At 70.7% G+C, this 13,265-nt stretch carries 14 protein-coding genes and 1 pseudogene; 10 read left to right on the plus strand and 5 right to left on the minus strand.

Going from position 1 to position 13,265, the window contains the following annotated elements:
- Positions 1-15: 15 nt before the first annotated feature.
- From ACFVVO_RS00345 to ACFVVO_RS00360, 4 genes are all read right to left on the minus strand, one after another.
- Complete coding sequence (locus tag ACFVVO_RS00345) at positions 16-747, minus strand: phosphatase PAP2 family protein (RefSeq protein WP_390050762.1); 732 nt, start codon at positions 745-747, stop codon at positions 16-18.
- Positions 744-1,352 (minus strand): phosphatase PAP2 family protein, encoded by a 609-nt coding sequence (locus ACFVVO_RS00350; protein ID WP_390050763.1) that lies wholly within the window; start codon positions 1,350-1,352, stop codon positions 744-746. Before ACFVVO_RS00350 ends, ACFVVO_RS00345 begins: the two co-directional genes overlap by 4 nt.
- Positions 1,349-2,017 carry a DedA family protein gene (locus ACFVVO_RS00355; RefSeq protein ID WP_390050764.1) on the minus strand — a complete coding sequence of 223 codons (669 nt, stop codon included), beginning with the start codon at positions 2,015-2,017 and terminating at the stop codon, positions 1,349-1,351. The genes ACFVVO_RS00350 and ACFVVO_RS00355 overlap by 4 nt, the downstream gene beginning before the upstream one ends.
- 170 nt (positions 2,018-2,187) lie before the next feature.
- On the minus strand, positions 2,188-2,829 hold the full coding sequence (locus ACFVVO_RS00360) for a hypothetical protein (protein WP_390050765.1): 642 nt from the start codon (positions 2,827-2,829) through the stop codon (positions 2,188-2,190).
- Between the two features lie 300 nt (positions 2,830-3,129).
- Between ACFVVO_RS00360 and hemL the strand changes: the two genes are divergently transcribed.
- The 10 genes and pseudogenes from hemL to ACFVVO_RS00410 all read left to right on the plus strand — a co-directional run bounded on the left by hemL (position 3,130) and on the right by ACFVVO_RS00410 (position 12,486).
- Positions 3,130-4,449: a glutamate-1-semialdehyde 2,1-aminomutase gene (hemL, locus tag ACFVVO_RS00365; RefSeq protein ID WP_390051534.1), complete on the plus strand. Its 1,320-nt coding sequence runs from the start codon at positions 3,130-3,132 to the stop codon at positions 4,447-4,449.
- Positions 4,446-5,150, plus strand: coding sequence for a histidine phosphatase family protein (locus ACFVVO_RS00370; RefSeq protein ID WP_390050766.1), 705 nt, complete (start codon positions 4,446-4,448; stop codon positions 5,148-5,150). The genes hemL and ACFVVO_RS00370 overlap by 4 nt, the downstream gene beginning before the upstream one ends.
- Before the next feature lie 114 nt (positions 5,151-5,264).
- Entirely contained in the window at positions 5,265-6,578 is a 1,314-nt protein-coding gene (locus tag ACFVVO_RS00375; RefSeq protein ID WP_390051535.1) for a hypothetical protein, read from the plus strand.
- 103 nt (positions 6,579-6,681) lie between these two features.
- Positions 6,682-7,272: a TlpA family protein disulfide reductase gene (locus tag ACFVVO_RS00380; protein WP_390050767.1), complete on the plus strand. Its 591-nt coding sequence runs from the start codon at positions 6,682-6,684 to the stop codon at positions 7,270-7,272.
- Between the two features lie 16 nt (positions 7,273-7,288).
- Positions 7,289-8,050 carry a cytochrome c biogenesis protein CcdA gene (locus ACFVVO_RS00385; RefSeq protein ID WP_359552602.1) on the plus strand — a complete coding sequence of 254 codons (762 nt, stop codon included), beginning with the start codon at positions 7,289-7,291 and terminating at the stop codon, positions 8,048-8,050.
- Positions 8,051-8,053: 3 nt separating this feature from the next.
- Positions 8,054-9,748 (plus strand): cytochrome c biogenesis protein ResB, encoded by a 1,695-nt coding sequence (locus ACFVVO_RS00390; RefSeq protein WP_390050768.1) that lies wholly within the window; start codon positions 8,054-8,056, stop codon positions 9,746-9,748.
- On the plus strand, positions 9,745-10,845 hold the full coding sequence (gene ccsB, locus ACFVVO_RS00395; protein ID WP_390050769.1) for a c-type cytochrome biogenesis protein CcsB: 1,101 nt from the start codon (positions 9,745-9,747) through the stop codon (positions 10,843-10,845). Before ACFVVO_RS00390 ends, ccsB begins: the two co-directional genes overlap by 4 nt.
- A gap of 25 nt (positions 10,846-10,870) precedes the next feature.
- A complete protein-coding gene (locus ACFVVO_RS00400) occupies positions 10,871-11,320 on the plus strand; it encodes a hypothetical protein (RefSeq protein WP_390050770.1) in 450 nt (149 codons plus the stop codon).
- A 25-nt stretch (positions 11,321-11,345) separates the two neighbouring features.
- Positions 11,346-11,429 (plus strand): annotated as a pseudogene (locus ACFVVO_RS00405) (transcriptional regulator); the annotation flags it as partial.
- Between the two features lie 109 nt (positions 11,430-11,538).
- A complete protein-coding gene (locus ACFVVO_RS00410; RefSeq protein WP_390050771.1) occupies positions 11,539-12,486 on the plus strand; it encodes a DMT family transporter in 948 nt (315 codons plus the stop codon).
- On the opposite strand, the gene ACFVVO_RS00415 is transcribed toward ACFVVO_RS00410, so the two are convergent.
- Positions 12,383-13,264 carry a LysR family transcriptional regulator gene (locus ACFVVO_RS00415; RefSeq protein ID WP_390050772.1) on the minus strand — a complete coding sequence of 294 codons (882 nt, stop codon included), beginning with the start codon at positions 13,262-13,264 and terminating at the stop codon, positions 12,383-12,385. The two genes, ACFVVO_RS00410 and ACFVVO_RS00415, sit on opposite strands and share 104 nt — an antisense overlap.
- Position 13,265 lies beyond the last annotated feature (1 nt).

Raw genomic sequence — 13,265 nt, forward strand, 5'->3', positions numbered from 1 at the left:
CCGCGGCGCAGGACGTCACGCAGGGTCTGATCGTCCTCGACCACCAGGATCCTGGGGCGCATGGTCATCCGTCGGCATCGTGGCCGGGTCGGTCGGGCGGGTGAGGAAGGAGGCGGGCAGCAGGTGGGCGGCCGCGCACAGGCACGCTCCCAGCCAGCCGGCGGCGAACAGCCAGCCGCCCATGACGTCGGTGAGCCAGTGCACGCCCAGGAAGCCGCGGGTCAGTCCCACCAGCAGACCCCAGCAGCCGACGGCGATGCGCAGTGCCGTGCCACCGCGCGGGGCGCGCAGGGTCAGCGCGACGATCAGTATCCCGGCGGTGAGGGCGGCCGTGGTGGTGTGCCCGGACGGGAACGCCCAGCCGCTCGCATGTGTCGCCCAGTCCCCGTGCGGTGGGCGGGGCCGGTGGACCAGCACCATCACGCAGTACCGCAGCGCCTGTCCCAGCCCCAGGCAGGCGAGACTGAGGGCGGCCGCGAGCAGCCGCCGCCGCGCGGTGCGTCCCGCCACGGCGCCGGCCACGGCCGCGATGACCCAGGGAACGACACCCGTACCGGTGTGGGTCACGCCCCGTGCCACGGCCACGGCCACTTCGGGGCGGTGGCCGACCGCCCAGGTGAGGAAGCCGTCGTCCAGCCACAGCGGTGAACCGCCCCGGCCGACGACGACCATGGTCAGCACGGTGAACGCCACCCATGCGCCGAGGCCGGCGCTGCCGGCCAGTTCGGCGGTGTCCTCGCGATTCACGAAGTCGACAGCAGCGGACGGAGCGGAGCCGCCGCGGTCATCCGGCGGGCCAGTGCCGGAGACCCGTGCCGGACCACCGGCACCAGGACGAGCGCCGCGAGCCCGCCCACCACCAGCCCGGTCACGACGTCGTGCGGATAGTGCACGCCGACCCAGACCCGGGAGACCGCCATGGCGACCGCCGCCCCGCAGGCGACCGCGCCCAGCCGCCGCGAGACGAACAGCAGCGCCACGGCGGCGGCCGCGGCGATCGCCGCGTGGTTGCTGGGGAACGACCAGTCACCGGGCGCCGGGCACGCCTCCAGGGTTCTCACCGGCAGGCTCCGGCACGGCCGGTCCTCGCGCACGACCAGCTTCAGTACGGCATCGACGCCGTATGCCAGGACCACGACCACCGGCACGGCCAGCGCCGTCACCGCCGCTGCCGCCCCGGTCCGCCGGGCCCGCCACCAGCCGAGGACCATGAGCACGGCGAACACCGCCAGCCCGTAGGCGGACCACACCGTCACCGCGGAGTCCAGCCAGCCCGGCGAGTGCTGCGCGAGATCCGTCACGTCCCGGTAGGCGGAGCCGTCGATCGACGCCCCGTCGAACGCCAGGATCATCCGCGGACCTCCTTCTCCTTGGCACGCCCGCGGCCGCGGTACAGCTCGGCGGCGAGCGGGATCAGCGACACCACGACGATCAGCGCGACCAGCGGGAGCAGATAGCGGTCCACGTTCGGGATCGAGGAGCCCAGCGCGTAGCCCGCCAGGGTCAGGCCGAGGCTCCACACCAGGCCGCCGGCCACCTGCCACACGGTGAACGCCCGGAGGGGCACCTCCAGCGCCCCCGCCAGCGGATTGAGCACGGTCCGCACCACCGGTACGAATCTCGCCAGGAAGATCGCCTTGGCGTGCCCGTAGCGCCCGAGCAGCTCCTCCGCTCTCACCGCGCCCTCACGCAGGCGCGCCGAGCGGCTGCGCGCCAGCAGTGCACCGCCCGCACGGCGCCCGATCAGGTAACCGCATTGGGCGCCGGCCAGCGCGCCGAACGCCGCGGCGGCCAGCAGCGGCCCCAGCGACAGGTGTACGCCGTGCCGCCCCGAGCCGGTGCACAGCAGGCCGGCCGTGAACAGCAGGGAGTCGCCGGGCAGGAAGAACCCGATCAGCAGGCCCGTCTCGGCGAACATCACCACACCGACCCCCAGCACGCCGAAGGCGGCCAGCAGCGACTGCGCGTCGAGCGGGTTCACCGCGAGCTGGGACGACAGAACCACGGGTGTGGTCATCGGCATGAGTCCTCTCCGGGCGCACGGCACCCCAGCCGTCTACAATTCCGTAGACTGACTACGTTACTGTAGACGAGCGCGAGGCGCGGATCGTTCCCCCGGCCCGGAAAGACGAAAGCGGGGTCCGAAGACCCCGCCCAGGACAAGAACAAGAACCGCGAGACGCCGCCTCAGGGCCAGACCAGGCAATAAGGCTGATGCCCCGCCTCATGCAGCCGGTGCGAGAAGTCCTGCCACTCGTGCAGCAGCTGGTACACGTTGAACGCGTCCCGGGGGCCGCCCCGGTCCGGGACCGTCGACCAGATGAAAGCCGCCGCGCCCACCGTCTCCTCGCCGATGCCGCGGAGCGGGTCGACGACCGTCATGGGGAGCTTGACGACGGCGTAGTCGGGGTGCAGGACGACCAGCTCGAGCGGTGGCACCTTGTGCAGGGGGACGCCCTCGATGCCGGTCAGCACCATGGCGGCCATCGTCTCCGGCTTGATCTTGGTGAACATGCCGTTCATGCCCAGCTCGTCGCCGCCGAGTTCCTCGGGACGCATCGAGATGGGGACGCGGGCCGCCGTCGCGCCGTCCGGCGCGCCGAAGTATTTGTACGTCACCCCCACCCGACCACCATTTCTGCTTCCCGTCCGCGACCGGTCGATCCGCCGGTCGTTCCGCTCGGGCTCACCCGGAACATCCTGTGTCTGACGTGCGTCGGCCTGACGTGCCTCGGTCGTTTCCTCCACCTCGCGCCGGTGCCTTCCCCGCCGGGCGCGCCGAGGACCCAGGTCGTCAGTCCCCTCGCCCAGTCCGCCACCGCGATGCATATCTCCACCCGACTGCTTTTCTAGGACGCGTGGCCCCCGCCGCGCAACCCGATCATCGTGTCAGTGACCTCCCCCACGGCCGCCCGCCGAAACGTGCGGTGAAACACCAGTCCGCGGGATCATCCCGGTCACTGATCACTACGTGCCGTATGAGCTGTGTGTATCAGCTCTCAGTCTCGCAGATGGCGCGGCCGTGACCCCGAGGCCGGCCGCTCGATGCCCGGGTCGCGGCCTACCCTGAGGTGGTCACCACCCGAACCGGAGTCCGAGAGGCCGGAGAAGCCGCACGTCATGAGTGCCATGAGCGAACTGCCCTATCCCTACGAAGCGCCGGTGTCGCAGGCGCTCTTCGACCGCGCGTCGGCCGTCACGCCGGGCGGCGTGAACTCCCCGGTGCGCGCCTTCCGTGCCGTGGGCGGCACGCCCCGGTTCATGGTCTCCGGCAAGGGGCCGTACCTGACCGACGCCGACGGGCGGGAGTACGTCGACCTGGTGTGCTCCTGGGGGCCGATGATCCTCGGCCACGCGCACCCCGAGGTGATCGCCGCCGTGCAGGAGGCCGTCGCCCGCGGCACGTCCTTCGGCACCCCGGGTGAGGGCGAGGTCGCCCTCGCCGAGGAGATCGTCGCGCGGGTGGAGCCCGTGGAGGAGGTGCGGCTGGTCAGCAGCGGCACCGAGGCGACCATGTCGGCGATCCGGCTCGCCCGGGGCTTCACCCGGCGGTCCAAGGTCGTCAAGTTCGCCGGCTGCTACCACGGCCACGTGGACTCCCTGCTGGCCGCCGCCGGGTCCGGCGTCGCCACCTTCGCGCTGCCCGACACGCCCGGTGTCACCGGTGCCCAGGCCGGCGACACGATCGTGCTGCCGTACAACGACCTGGAAGCCGTGCAGGAGGCCTTCCACCGGCACCCGGGCGAGATCGCCTGTGTGATCACCGAGGCCTCGCCGGGCAACATGGGTGTCGTCCCGCCGGCCCCCGGCTTCAACCAGGGGCTCAAGGACGCGTGCCGCAGGCACGGCGCCCTCTACATCTCCGACGAGGTGATGACGGGGTTCCGGACCAGCCGTGCCGGGTGGTACGGCATCGACGGGGTCAAGCCCGACCTGATGACCTTCGGGAAGGTCATGGGTGGCGGCTTCCCCGCCGCCGCGTTCGGCGGCCGGGCCGACGTCATGGCCCACCTCGCGCCCGCCGGGCCCGTCTACCAGGCCGGCACCCTCTCCGGTAACCCCGTCGCCACCGCCGCCGGACTCGCCCAGCTCCGGCTGCTCGACGACGCGGCGTACGACACGGTCGACGCGGTCTCCACGCAGATCCAGAACCTCGTCACCGAGGCGCTGAGCAAGGAAGGCGTCGCGCACCGGCTGCAGACCGCCTCCAACATGTTCTCCGTGTTCTTCATCGACCGGCAGGTGCGGGACTACGAGGACGCCAAGCGGCAGGAGTCCTTCCGCTTCACCGCCTTCTTCCACTCGCTGCTGTCGAACGGCGTCTACCTGCCGCCGTCGTCCTTCGAGTCCTGGTTCGTGTCCACGGCCCACGACGAGCGGGCCATCCAGAAGATCGCCGACGCCCTCCCGGCGGCGGCCCGAGCGGCCGCGGAGGCCACGGCAGCATGAGCAGCAACGGCAGCGAGAAGGACATCACCGTCGTCCACGTCATGCGGCACGGCGAGGTCGAGAACCCGGGCGGCATCCTCTACGGGCGCCTGCCCGGCTATCACCTGTCCGAGCTGGGCCGGAAGATGGCCGACCGGGTCGCCGAGCACCTCTCCACCCGGGACGTCACGCACGTCTGCGCCTCCCCGCTGGAGCGCGCCCAGGAGACGGCCACACCGATCGCCAAGGCGCACGGTCTCGACCTGGCCACCGACGCGCGGCTCATCGAGGCCGACAACGTCTTCCAGGGCAAGACCTTCGGGGTCGGGGACGGCGCGCTGCGCAAGCCCGACAACTGGAAGCACCTCTTCAACCCGTTCCGGCCGTCCTGGGGCGAGCCGTACGTCGACCAGGTCGTACGCATGATGGGCGCGCTGCACGCGGCCAGGGACCGGGCCCGCGGGCACGAGGCGGTGCTGGTCAGCCACCAGTTGCCGATCTGGATCGTGCGGTCGTACGTCGAGAAGCGGCGGCTGTGGCACGACCCGCGCAAGCGGCAGTGCACGCTCGCGTCGCTGACGACCTTCACCTTCCAGGGCGACCGGATCGTCTCCGTCGGCTATTCCGAGCCCGCCATCGACCTGGTCCCGGTCCATCTCCGGGCCGGTGCCAAGCCGCAGAAGGGCAAGGGGACGGCTCAGGGCAAGGCCTTCGGAGCCTGATCCGCCCTTTTGCCTGGCCTGTTACGAAAAGCATAAAGAAGTATCGGAACCTCCCCGATCGTCACGCCCTCTGACTGGGTGACCACCAGCAGGCGTGACGAATCGGGGATCTCCATGCGCACCTTCTCCCGGACCGACCGGATGCTCTCCCGCAGGGGAGTGCTGGGCCTCGGCGCGGGCGCGGCGGCCGCCGCCTCGCTCGCCGGCTGCGGGACCCTCAAGTCCTCGGACGAGAGCGGGCGCCCGTCCGGTTCCGGCCACGCGGACGGCGGAAAGGGCGGGGCGGGCAAGGGCGGGAGCACGGCGCAGCCGGCCCGGCCCATCGGTGACGGCTCCACGTCGTTCACCGGCCGGCAGCCGCACCAGCCCGCGAAGCCCGAGCCGCTGGAGCCGGGCCAGACCCCTCCGCAGTTCGTGATCTTCTCCTGGGACGGCGCCGGCGAGGTCGGCAACGGCCTCTTCCCGCGCTTCCTCGACCTGGCCAAGGAGCACGGCGCGAGCATGACCTTCTTCCTCTCGGGGCTGTATCTGCTGCCCGAGTCGAAGAAGCGGCTCTACGAGCCCCCGAACAACCCGCGCGGCGCCTCCGACATCGGCTACCTCAGCGACCCCCACGTCAGGTCGACCCTGGCCAACGTGCGCCGGGCCTGGCTCGAGGGGCACGAGATCGGCACCCACTTCAACGGGCACTTCTGCGCCGGCTCCGGCTCGGTCGGCAACTGGACCCCGCAGCAGTGGCGGAGCGAGATACGGCAGGCCAAGGCCTTCGTGAAGGAGTGGCGGACCAACACCGGCTGGACCGACCTGCCGTCGCTGCCGTTCGACTACGACAAGGAGCTGGTCGGCGGCCGCACCCCCTGTCTGCTCGGCCAGAACAACCTGCTGCCCACCGCCCGCGAGCTGGGCTGGCGCTACGACGCCTCCTCGCCGGGCGGCCGCCAGGTGTGGCCGCTGAAGCGGATGGGGATCTGGGACCTGCCGCTCCAGCAGATACCTTTCCCCGGACGCTCCTTCGAGGTCCTGTCCATGGACTACAACATGCTGGCCAACCAGTCCGTCAACTCGACCAACGCGCCCGCCTACAACCACCCGGGCTGGCGGACCCAGTCCGCCCAGGCCTACACCCAGGGATTCCAGCGGGCGTACGAGACGAACCGGGCACCCTTCTTCATCGGCAACCACTTCGAGCAGTGGAACGGCGGCATCTACATGGACGCCGTCGAGCAGGCTTTCAAGCACATCGCGCGTGAGAAGGAGAAGGGCGGGGACGTGCGGCTGGTCTCCTTCCGGCAGTTCGCGGACTGGATGGACGTGCAGAAGCCCGAGGTGCTCGCCCGGCTGCGCACCCTGGAGGTGGGGCAGCGGCCGGCCGGGGGCTGGAAGGAGTTCCTGCGGGACGCCAAGTCGGCCGCGGGGAGTGCCGCGTGAGGAATTGCCTGAAATGTCCCGTGTAAATAGCTCCTGAAATGCGGTTTTCCGCCCGCCAGGGGGGTGCGCGAGATCCTCGGAACAGGCATGCGAAACTTTTCACATGAGTACCCGTAGCCGCGCCGTCCTGCTCAGCGCCATGGCCGCCGTCACGGCCCTGACCCTGTCCGCGTGCGGCAACGGCGGCACCTCCGGCGGAGGCGGCAACACCAACTTCGTCACCGGCAACAACGGCATCGACACCGCGTCCCAGGGCAAGCGGGCCGCCGCGCCCGACCTGTCCGGCAGGACCATCGACGGCAAGACCCTCGACATCGCCGACTACAAGGGCAAGATCGTCGTCGTCAACGTCTGGGGCTCCTGGTGCGGCCCTTGCCGCGAGGAGGCCCAGTACTTCGCCAAGGTCTCCAAGGCGTACGAGGGCAAGGGCGTGCAGTTCGTCGGCATCAACACCCGGGACACCAGCACCACCCCCGCGCTCGCCTTCGAGCAGGAGCACGGGATCGGCTACCCGAGCCTGTACGACCCGACGGGCAAGCTGATGCTCCGCTTCAGGAAGGGCACGCTCAACCCGCAGCTCATCCCCTCCACGCTCGTCATCGACAAGGACGGGAAGGTCGCCGCGCGGGCGCTGGAGGCGCTCGACGACACGGCGCTGCTGAAGATGCTCAAGCCGGTCCTCGCGGAGAAGTGACGTGAGCGCGACTCTCCTGCTGGCCGCCGCCGGAACGGGCCCGAACGACACCGTGCTGAACGGCGCCCTGCTGGTCGCCCTGCCGATCGCCCTGCTCGGCGGCCTCGTGTCCTTCTTCTCGCCCTGCGTGCTGCCGCTCGTCCCCGGCTACCTCTCCTACGTCACCGGGATCGCCGGCACCGACCTCGCCGAGGCCAGACGGGGCCGCATGGTCGCCGGTGCCTCGCTGTTCGTCCTCGGCTTCAGCGCCGTGTTCATCTCCAGCGGGGCGCTGTTCGGCTACTTCGGCTGGACCCTCCAGGACAACAAGGGCACCCTGTCCCGGGTGCTCGGCGTGCTCATGATCCTGCTGGGCGTCTTCTTCATGGGGCTGATGCCCTGGTTCACCCAGCGCGAGTTCCGCTTCCACAAGCGGCCGACCGCGGGCCTGGTGGGCGCGCCCCTGCTGGGCGCCCTGTTCGGTGTCGGCTGGACGCCCTGCATCGGACCGACCCTCGCCGCGGTGAACTTCCTCTCCTGGCACGAGTCGAGCGCCGGGCGCGGAGCGGTGCTGATGATCGCCTACTGCCTGGGCCTCGGTGTGCCCTTCGTCCTCACCGCGGTCGCCTTCCGCAAGGCGCTCGGCGCCTTCGGCTGGGTCAAGCGCCACTATGTCTGGGTGATGCGCGCCGGCGGCACGATGATGATCGTGACCGGTGTACTGCTGCTGACCGGGGCCTGGGACCACCTGGTGAACGAGATGCAGAGCTGGTCCGACGGCTTCACTGTGGGGATCTGATCGATGAGCACAACCGAAACCGACAAGGGCAGCGAGCAGGAGGAACTGGGAGCGGCCGGCTCCCAGCTCTCCACCGCCCCGCAGGAAGAGACCGTGAGCCTGCCGGGCCTCGGCGTGATCGGCTGGGCGCGCTGGTTCTGGCGTCAGCTCACCTCCATGCGGGTGGCGCTGCTGCTGCTCCTGCTGCTCTCGCTCGGCGCCATCCCCGGCTCGCTGATCCCGCAGACCGGCGCCGACGTCACCAAGGTCGACGACTTCCGCGCGGCCCACACGACGCTCGCGCCGGTCTACGACCGGCTCGGCCTCTTCCACGTCTACAGCTCGGTGTGGTTCTCCGCGATCTACATCCTGCTGTTCGTCTCCCTCATCGGCTGCATCGTCCCGCGCACCTGGCAGTTCGTCGGCCAGCTCCGCGGCCGTCCGCCGGGCGCGCCCAGGCGTCTCGACCGGCTGCCCGCCTACACCACCTGGCGCACCGAGGCCGAGCCCGAGCGGGTTCGCGAGGCCGCGCTCACGCTCATGCGCAAGCGCCGCTTCCGGGCCCATGTCGCCGGTGACGCCGTCGCCGCCGAGAAGGGCTATGTGCGTGAGCTGGGCAACCTGATCTTCCACATCGCGCTGATCGTGCTGCTGGTCGCCTTCGCCTCCGGCCAGATGTACAAGTCGGACGGCACCAAGCTGATGGTCGAGGGCGACGGCTTCTCCAACGCCCTGCCGATGTACGACGACTTCAAGTCCGGCAGCCTGTTCACCACCGACGACCTGTCGCCGTTCAGCTTCGGCCTGAAGGACTTCAACGGCACCTACGAGCTGACCGGCCCGAACCGCGGCACCCCGCGCACCTACCAGGCGAAGGTCAAATACAGCGAGGGCGCGGACGGCACGGACCGGACGACCACCATCAAGGTCAACGAGCCGCTGAAGATCGGCGACGCCAAGGTCTACCTCGTCAGCCACGGCTACGCGCCCGTCATCACCGTCCGCGACGGCAGGGGCAAGGTCGTCTACCAGGACGCCGTGCCGCTGCTGCCCCTCGACGGCAACGTCACCTCGCAGGGCGTGATCAAGGTGATGGACGGCTACCGCGACGCCCGGGGCAAGAAGGACCAGCTCGGCGTCCGGGCCTTCTTCCTGCCGACCTTCGGCGGCGGCGCCTCGGTGCTCTCGCAGTTCCCGGCGCTGCTGAACCCCGTGCTCAACCTCGAGCCGTACCACGGCGACCTCGGCGTCAACTCGGGCATCCCGCAGAGCGTGTACCAGCTCGACAAGACCCACATGAAGGGCTTCAAGGACACCAAGGGGCAGCAGTTCAGGGGGAACCTCAAGCCGGGTCAGACCCTGAAGCTCCCGGACGGCGCCGGCTCGATCACGCTCGAGAAGGACATCAAGGAGTGGGCCGGCTTCGAGATCGTCCAGGAGCCGGGCGGCACCTGGGCGCTCCTCGGTGCGTTCGGCGCGATCTTCGGCCTGGCCGCCTCCCTGTTCATCCAGCGCCGCCGTGTCTGGGTGCGTGCGGTGCGCGGCGCCGACGGTGTCACCGTGGTCGAGATGGCCGGGCTCGGCCGCAGCGAGTCCGCCAAGGTGCCCGAGGAGTTGGCTGACCTCGCCGCGACCCTCTACGACCAGGCGCCGGGGGCACCCGACCCCGACGACTCCACCCCATCCCCCGCTGGACCTGCCGAAGGGGCCGAGAAGTGACTCTCGCCGCCGCAACCGAGCTCGCCGCCGCGACCAACGAACACCTGGCGAGCATCAGCAACACGCTGATCTACTCGTCCATGGCCGTCTACACGCTGGCCTTCTTCGCCTACATCGCCGAGTGGCTGTTCGGCAGCCGCAGCAAGGTCGGCCGTACGGCCGCCGCGCTGACCGCAGGCGCCGAGCGCAGGGCGGGCGCGCCCGCCGTCACCGTCAAGAGCGCCGGGGGGACCGCCGTACTGGAGCGGCCGAAGGTCGTCGTGCGCTCCGCGTCCGGCTCGCGGGACGTGCCGGACGGGCCCGGTGCGCACGGCGGCGACGAGCAGGGCGACATGTACGGCCGGATCGCCATCTCGCTCACCGTGCTCGCCTTCCTCGTGGAGCTCGCCGGCGTCGGCGCCCGCGCGGCCTCCGTGGAGCGGGCGCCGTGGGGCAACATGTACGAGTTCAACATCACCTTCTCCACGGTCGCGGTCGGTGTGTACCTGGCGCTGCTGGCGCTGCGGAAGAACGTGCGCTGGCTCGGCCTGTTCCTGGTCACCACGGTCCTGCTCGACCTCGGTCTGGCCGTGACCGTGCTGTACACCGCCAGCGACCAGCTCGTCCCGGCGCTGCACTCGTACTGGCTGTACATCCACGTCTCCACCGCGATCTTCTGTGGCGCGGTGTTCTACGTCGGCGCGGTCGCCACGATCCTGTACCTGTTCAAGGACTCCTACGAGAGCAAGCTGGAGTCCGGCGGCAAGCCCGGCGGCTTCGCGCGCTCGGTGCTGGAGCGGCTGCCCGCCTCGGCCTCGCTGGACAAGTTCGCCTACCGCGTCAACGCGGCCGTCTTTCCGCTGTGGACGTTCACGATCATCGCGGGCGCGATCTGGGCGGGCGACGCCTGGGGCCGCTACTGGAACTGGGACCCCAAGGAGACCTGGTCCTTCATCACCTGGGTCGCCTACGCCTGCTACCTGCACGCGCGGGCCACGGCCGGCTGGAAGGGCCGCAAGGCCGCCTACCTGGCGCTGATCGCGTTCGGCTGCTGGCTGTTCAACTATTACGGCGTCAACATCTTCGTCACCGGCAAGCACTCGTACGCGGGCGTGTGACCGCCCGGTCGGTGACACTGGTGCCATGAGCGGTTCCATCGAACAGGGCATCAGTCAGACGCACGGGAACACGCACATACTCCACTTCCTCGTGCGGCTCCCGAGGACCATGGAAGAGGTCTGGACGGCGGTGGCCACGCCCGCGGGACTCGCGGGCTGGTTCACCGCCGTCGACGTTCTCGAGCCCAGACTCGAGGGCGAGATCGCCTTCCGGGGCCTGGGTGACGGGCGGGTCACCGCGTGGGACGTGGACCGGGTCGCCGAGTACGCCGTGGCGGGCGGCCGGATGCGGTTCCATCTGGAGCGTGAGCCACAGGGCGGTTGCGTGCTGCGCTTCACCCACGAGTTCCAGGGCGAGGGCGAGTCGGAGACGGCCTGGCGCACCAGGTTCGAACGGTTGATCGAGAATTTGGGTTCCTCGCCCCCGCCGCCCGATCAAGAGGCGTCGGAGCCCCTTCCCGGGCAGTACACCTGACACCGCCGCGGGCGGGGGCCGTGAGCCGAAGCGGGTGAACCGGCTCCGGCGGACGGAGTTCGACGCCCGCTTCCCCGGACTGCTCGACCTGGTGCTCCGGGGCGACTGACCGCCGTACCCCGGCCACCTGCGCGCATCGGCGGCGCCGATGGCCCCATCGGCAGGACGCCCCAGCGGCGCGTGGACCGGCCCCGGCGGCCGTCCGTAGCGTCGGCGCCATGACCTCAGAGCACACGGGCACGGCCCAGCTGACCACCGCGATGATGCTGTCCGGCACCCTCGGCGTCTTCGTCGTCGAGTCCGGTGCCCCGCCCTTCGACGTCGTCTTCTTCCGCGTCCTGTTCGGCGCCCTGGCCCTCGGCGGCTACGTGGTGGCCCGCGGATGGCTGCGCGACCACGGTTTCACCCCGCGCACCCTCGGCCTCGCGGTCCTCGGCGGGGTGTTCATCGTCTTCAACTGGGTGCTGCTGTTCCAGTCGTACGAGAACACGTCCATCTCGGTGGCCACCGTGGTCTACCACACGCAGCCCTTCTACGTGGTGCTGCTCGGCGCCCTGCTGTTCCGCGAGCGGCTCACCGCCGCCCGGGTCGGCTGGATCGGCGTCGCCTTCGCCGGCCTCATCCTCGTCTCCGGGGTGACCCCCGCCGACTTCACCGGCGGCGGCGCGTACCTGACCGGCATCGGCCAGGCCCTGCTCGCCGCCCTGCTGTACGGGCTGTCCACCCTGGTCACCAAGCGGATCACCGGCGTGCGCCCGCACCTGATCGCCCTCGTCCAGGTCCTGGTCGGCATCCCCCTGCTGCTGCCCTTCGCCGACTTCGGCGCCATGCGGGGCACCGGCTGGGACTGGGGCTGGCTGGCCGGCCTCGGGCTGCTGCACACCGGCGTGATGTACGTCCTCATGTACGCCGCCTACGCCAAGCTGCCCACCGCCAAGATCGCCGTACTCGCCTTCGTCTACCCGGCCGTCGCGATGGTCATGGACTGGGCGGTGTACGGCCACCACATCGGACTGGTGCAGACCCTCGGCGTCCCGCTCATCGTCACCGCGAGCCTCAAGGTCACCCTTGCTCGGAAACCAGTCTCCGCGCCTGCTCCACGAACAGCCGGGCATGCGCCGGAAGCCGCTTCCCGGACCGCCACGCCAACTGCGTGCGAAGCGTGAACGGCGGCTCCCAGGCCAGGAGTACGAGAGTGCCCGCCGCGAGTTCGGCGGCGACCGTCACCTCGGGCAGCAGCGCCGTCCCGAGACCAGCCGCCGCCGCGCGCTTGGTGGCCTCGATCGTGCCGAACTCCATGAACTCCACCGGCCCCAGCGCCGTCAGCTCCCGCTCGAACAGGTCCCGGTAGGCGCAGCCCGGCTCGGTCGCCAGCAGCGCCCGGCCGGTGAGGTCGGCGGTCGCGACGGGCTTCCCGGCCAGGTCGTGCCCCGGCGCCGCCACCAGCGCCAGAGGCTCCACCGCCAGCACCGTGCTCTCCAGGCCCGGGTGCTCGGTCTCCGCCTCCATCAGGAACCCGACGTCGTACGTGCCCTGACGCAGCGCCTGCCGGGTCTCGTCGCCGATGGTGGTGCGCAGCGCGAGCCGCACCGCGGGGTGGCGATGGTGGAAGAACTCCAGCAGCGGGGGCAGCCGGTAGGAGGTCAGGGACTCCATGGTGCCGACGGTGAGGGTGCCGGCCGGCTCCTCGGCGCCGGTGACCGCGGCCCGTGCCTCCTCGGCCAGCTCGATGATCCGCCGGGCGTAGGGCAGCAGCCGCTCACCCGCCTCGGTGAGCCGGATCCGGCCACCGAGCCGGTCGAACAGCTCGGCGCCCAGCGACGACTCCAGGGCCCGGATCTGACTGGTCACACTGGACTGCGCGTACGACAGCTCGGCCGCGGCCCGGGTGAAGCTCAGGACGGTGGCGACCTTCTCGAAGGTGACGAGCAGCCTCAGTTCCACG

Source organism: Streptomyces sp. NPDC058145 (genome assembly GCF_042884245.1).
Taxonomy (GTDB): domain Bacteria; phylum Actinomycetota; class Actinomycetes; order Streptomycetales; family Streptomycetaceae; genus Streptomyces.

What these genes read in the sequence shown, in the direction of transcription:
- ACFVVO_RS00410 (WP_390050771.1), top strand. Translation starts at nt 11,539, where the DNA reads ATGACCTCAGAGCACACGGGCACGGCCCAGCTGACCACCGCGATGATG.
- ACFVVO_RS00360 (WP_390050765.1), bottom strand. Translation starts at nt 2,829, where the DNA reads ATGCATCGCGGTGGCGGACTGGGCGAGGGGACTGACGACCTGGGTCCT.
- ACFVVO_RS00355 (WP_390050764.1), bottom strand. Translation starts at nt 2,017, where the DNA reads ATGACCACACCCGTGGTTCTGTCGTCCCAGCTCGCGGTGAACCCGCTC.
- ACFVVO_RS00400 (WP_390050770.1), top strand. Translation starts at nt 10,871, where the DNA reads ATGAGCGGTTCCATCGAACAGGGCATCAGTCAGACGCACGGGAACACG.
- ACFVVO_RS00375 (WP_390051535.1), top strand. Translation starts at nt 5,265, where the DNA reads ATGCGCACCTTCTCCCGGACCGACCGGATGCTCTCCCGCAGGGGAGTG.
- ACFVVO_RS00370 (WP_390050766.1), top strand. Translation starts at nt 4,446, where the DNA reads ATGAGCAGCAACGGCAGCGAGAAGGACATCACCGTCGTCCACGTCATG.
- ACFVVO_RS00350 (WP_390050763.1), bottom strand. Translation starts at nt 1,352, where the DNA reads ATGATCCTGGCGTTCGACGGGGCGTCGATCGACGGCTCCGCCTACCGG.
- ACFVVO_RS00380 (WP_390050767.1), top strand. Translation starts at nt 6,682, where the DNA reads ATGAGTACCCGTAGCCGCGCCGTCCTGCTCAGCGCCATGGCCGCCGTC.
- hemL (WP_390051534.1), top strand. Translation starts at nt 3,130, where the DNA reads ATGAGCGAACTGCCCTATCCCTACGAAGCGCCGGTGTCGCAGGCGCTC.
- ACFVVO_RS00390 (WP_390050768.1), top strand. Translation starts at nt 8,054, where the DNA reads ATGAGCACAACCGAAACCGACAAGGGCAGCGAGCAGGAGGAACTGGGA.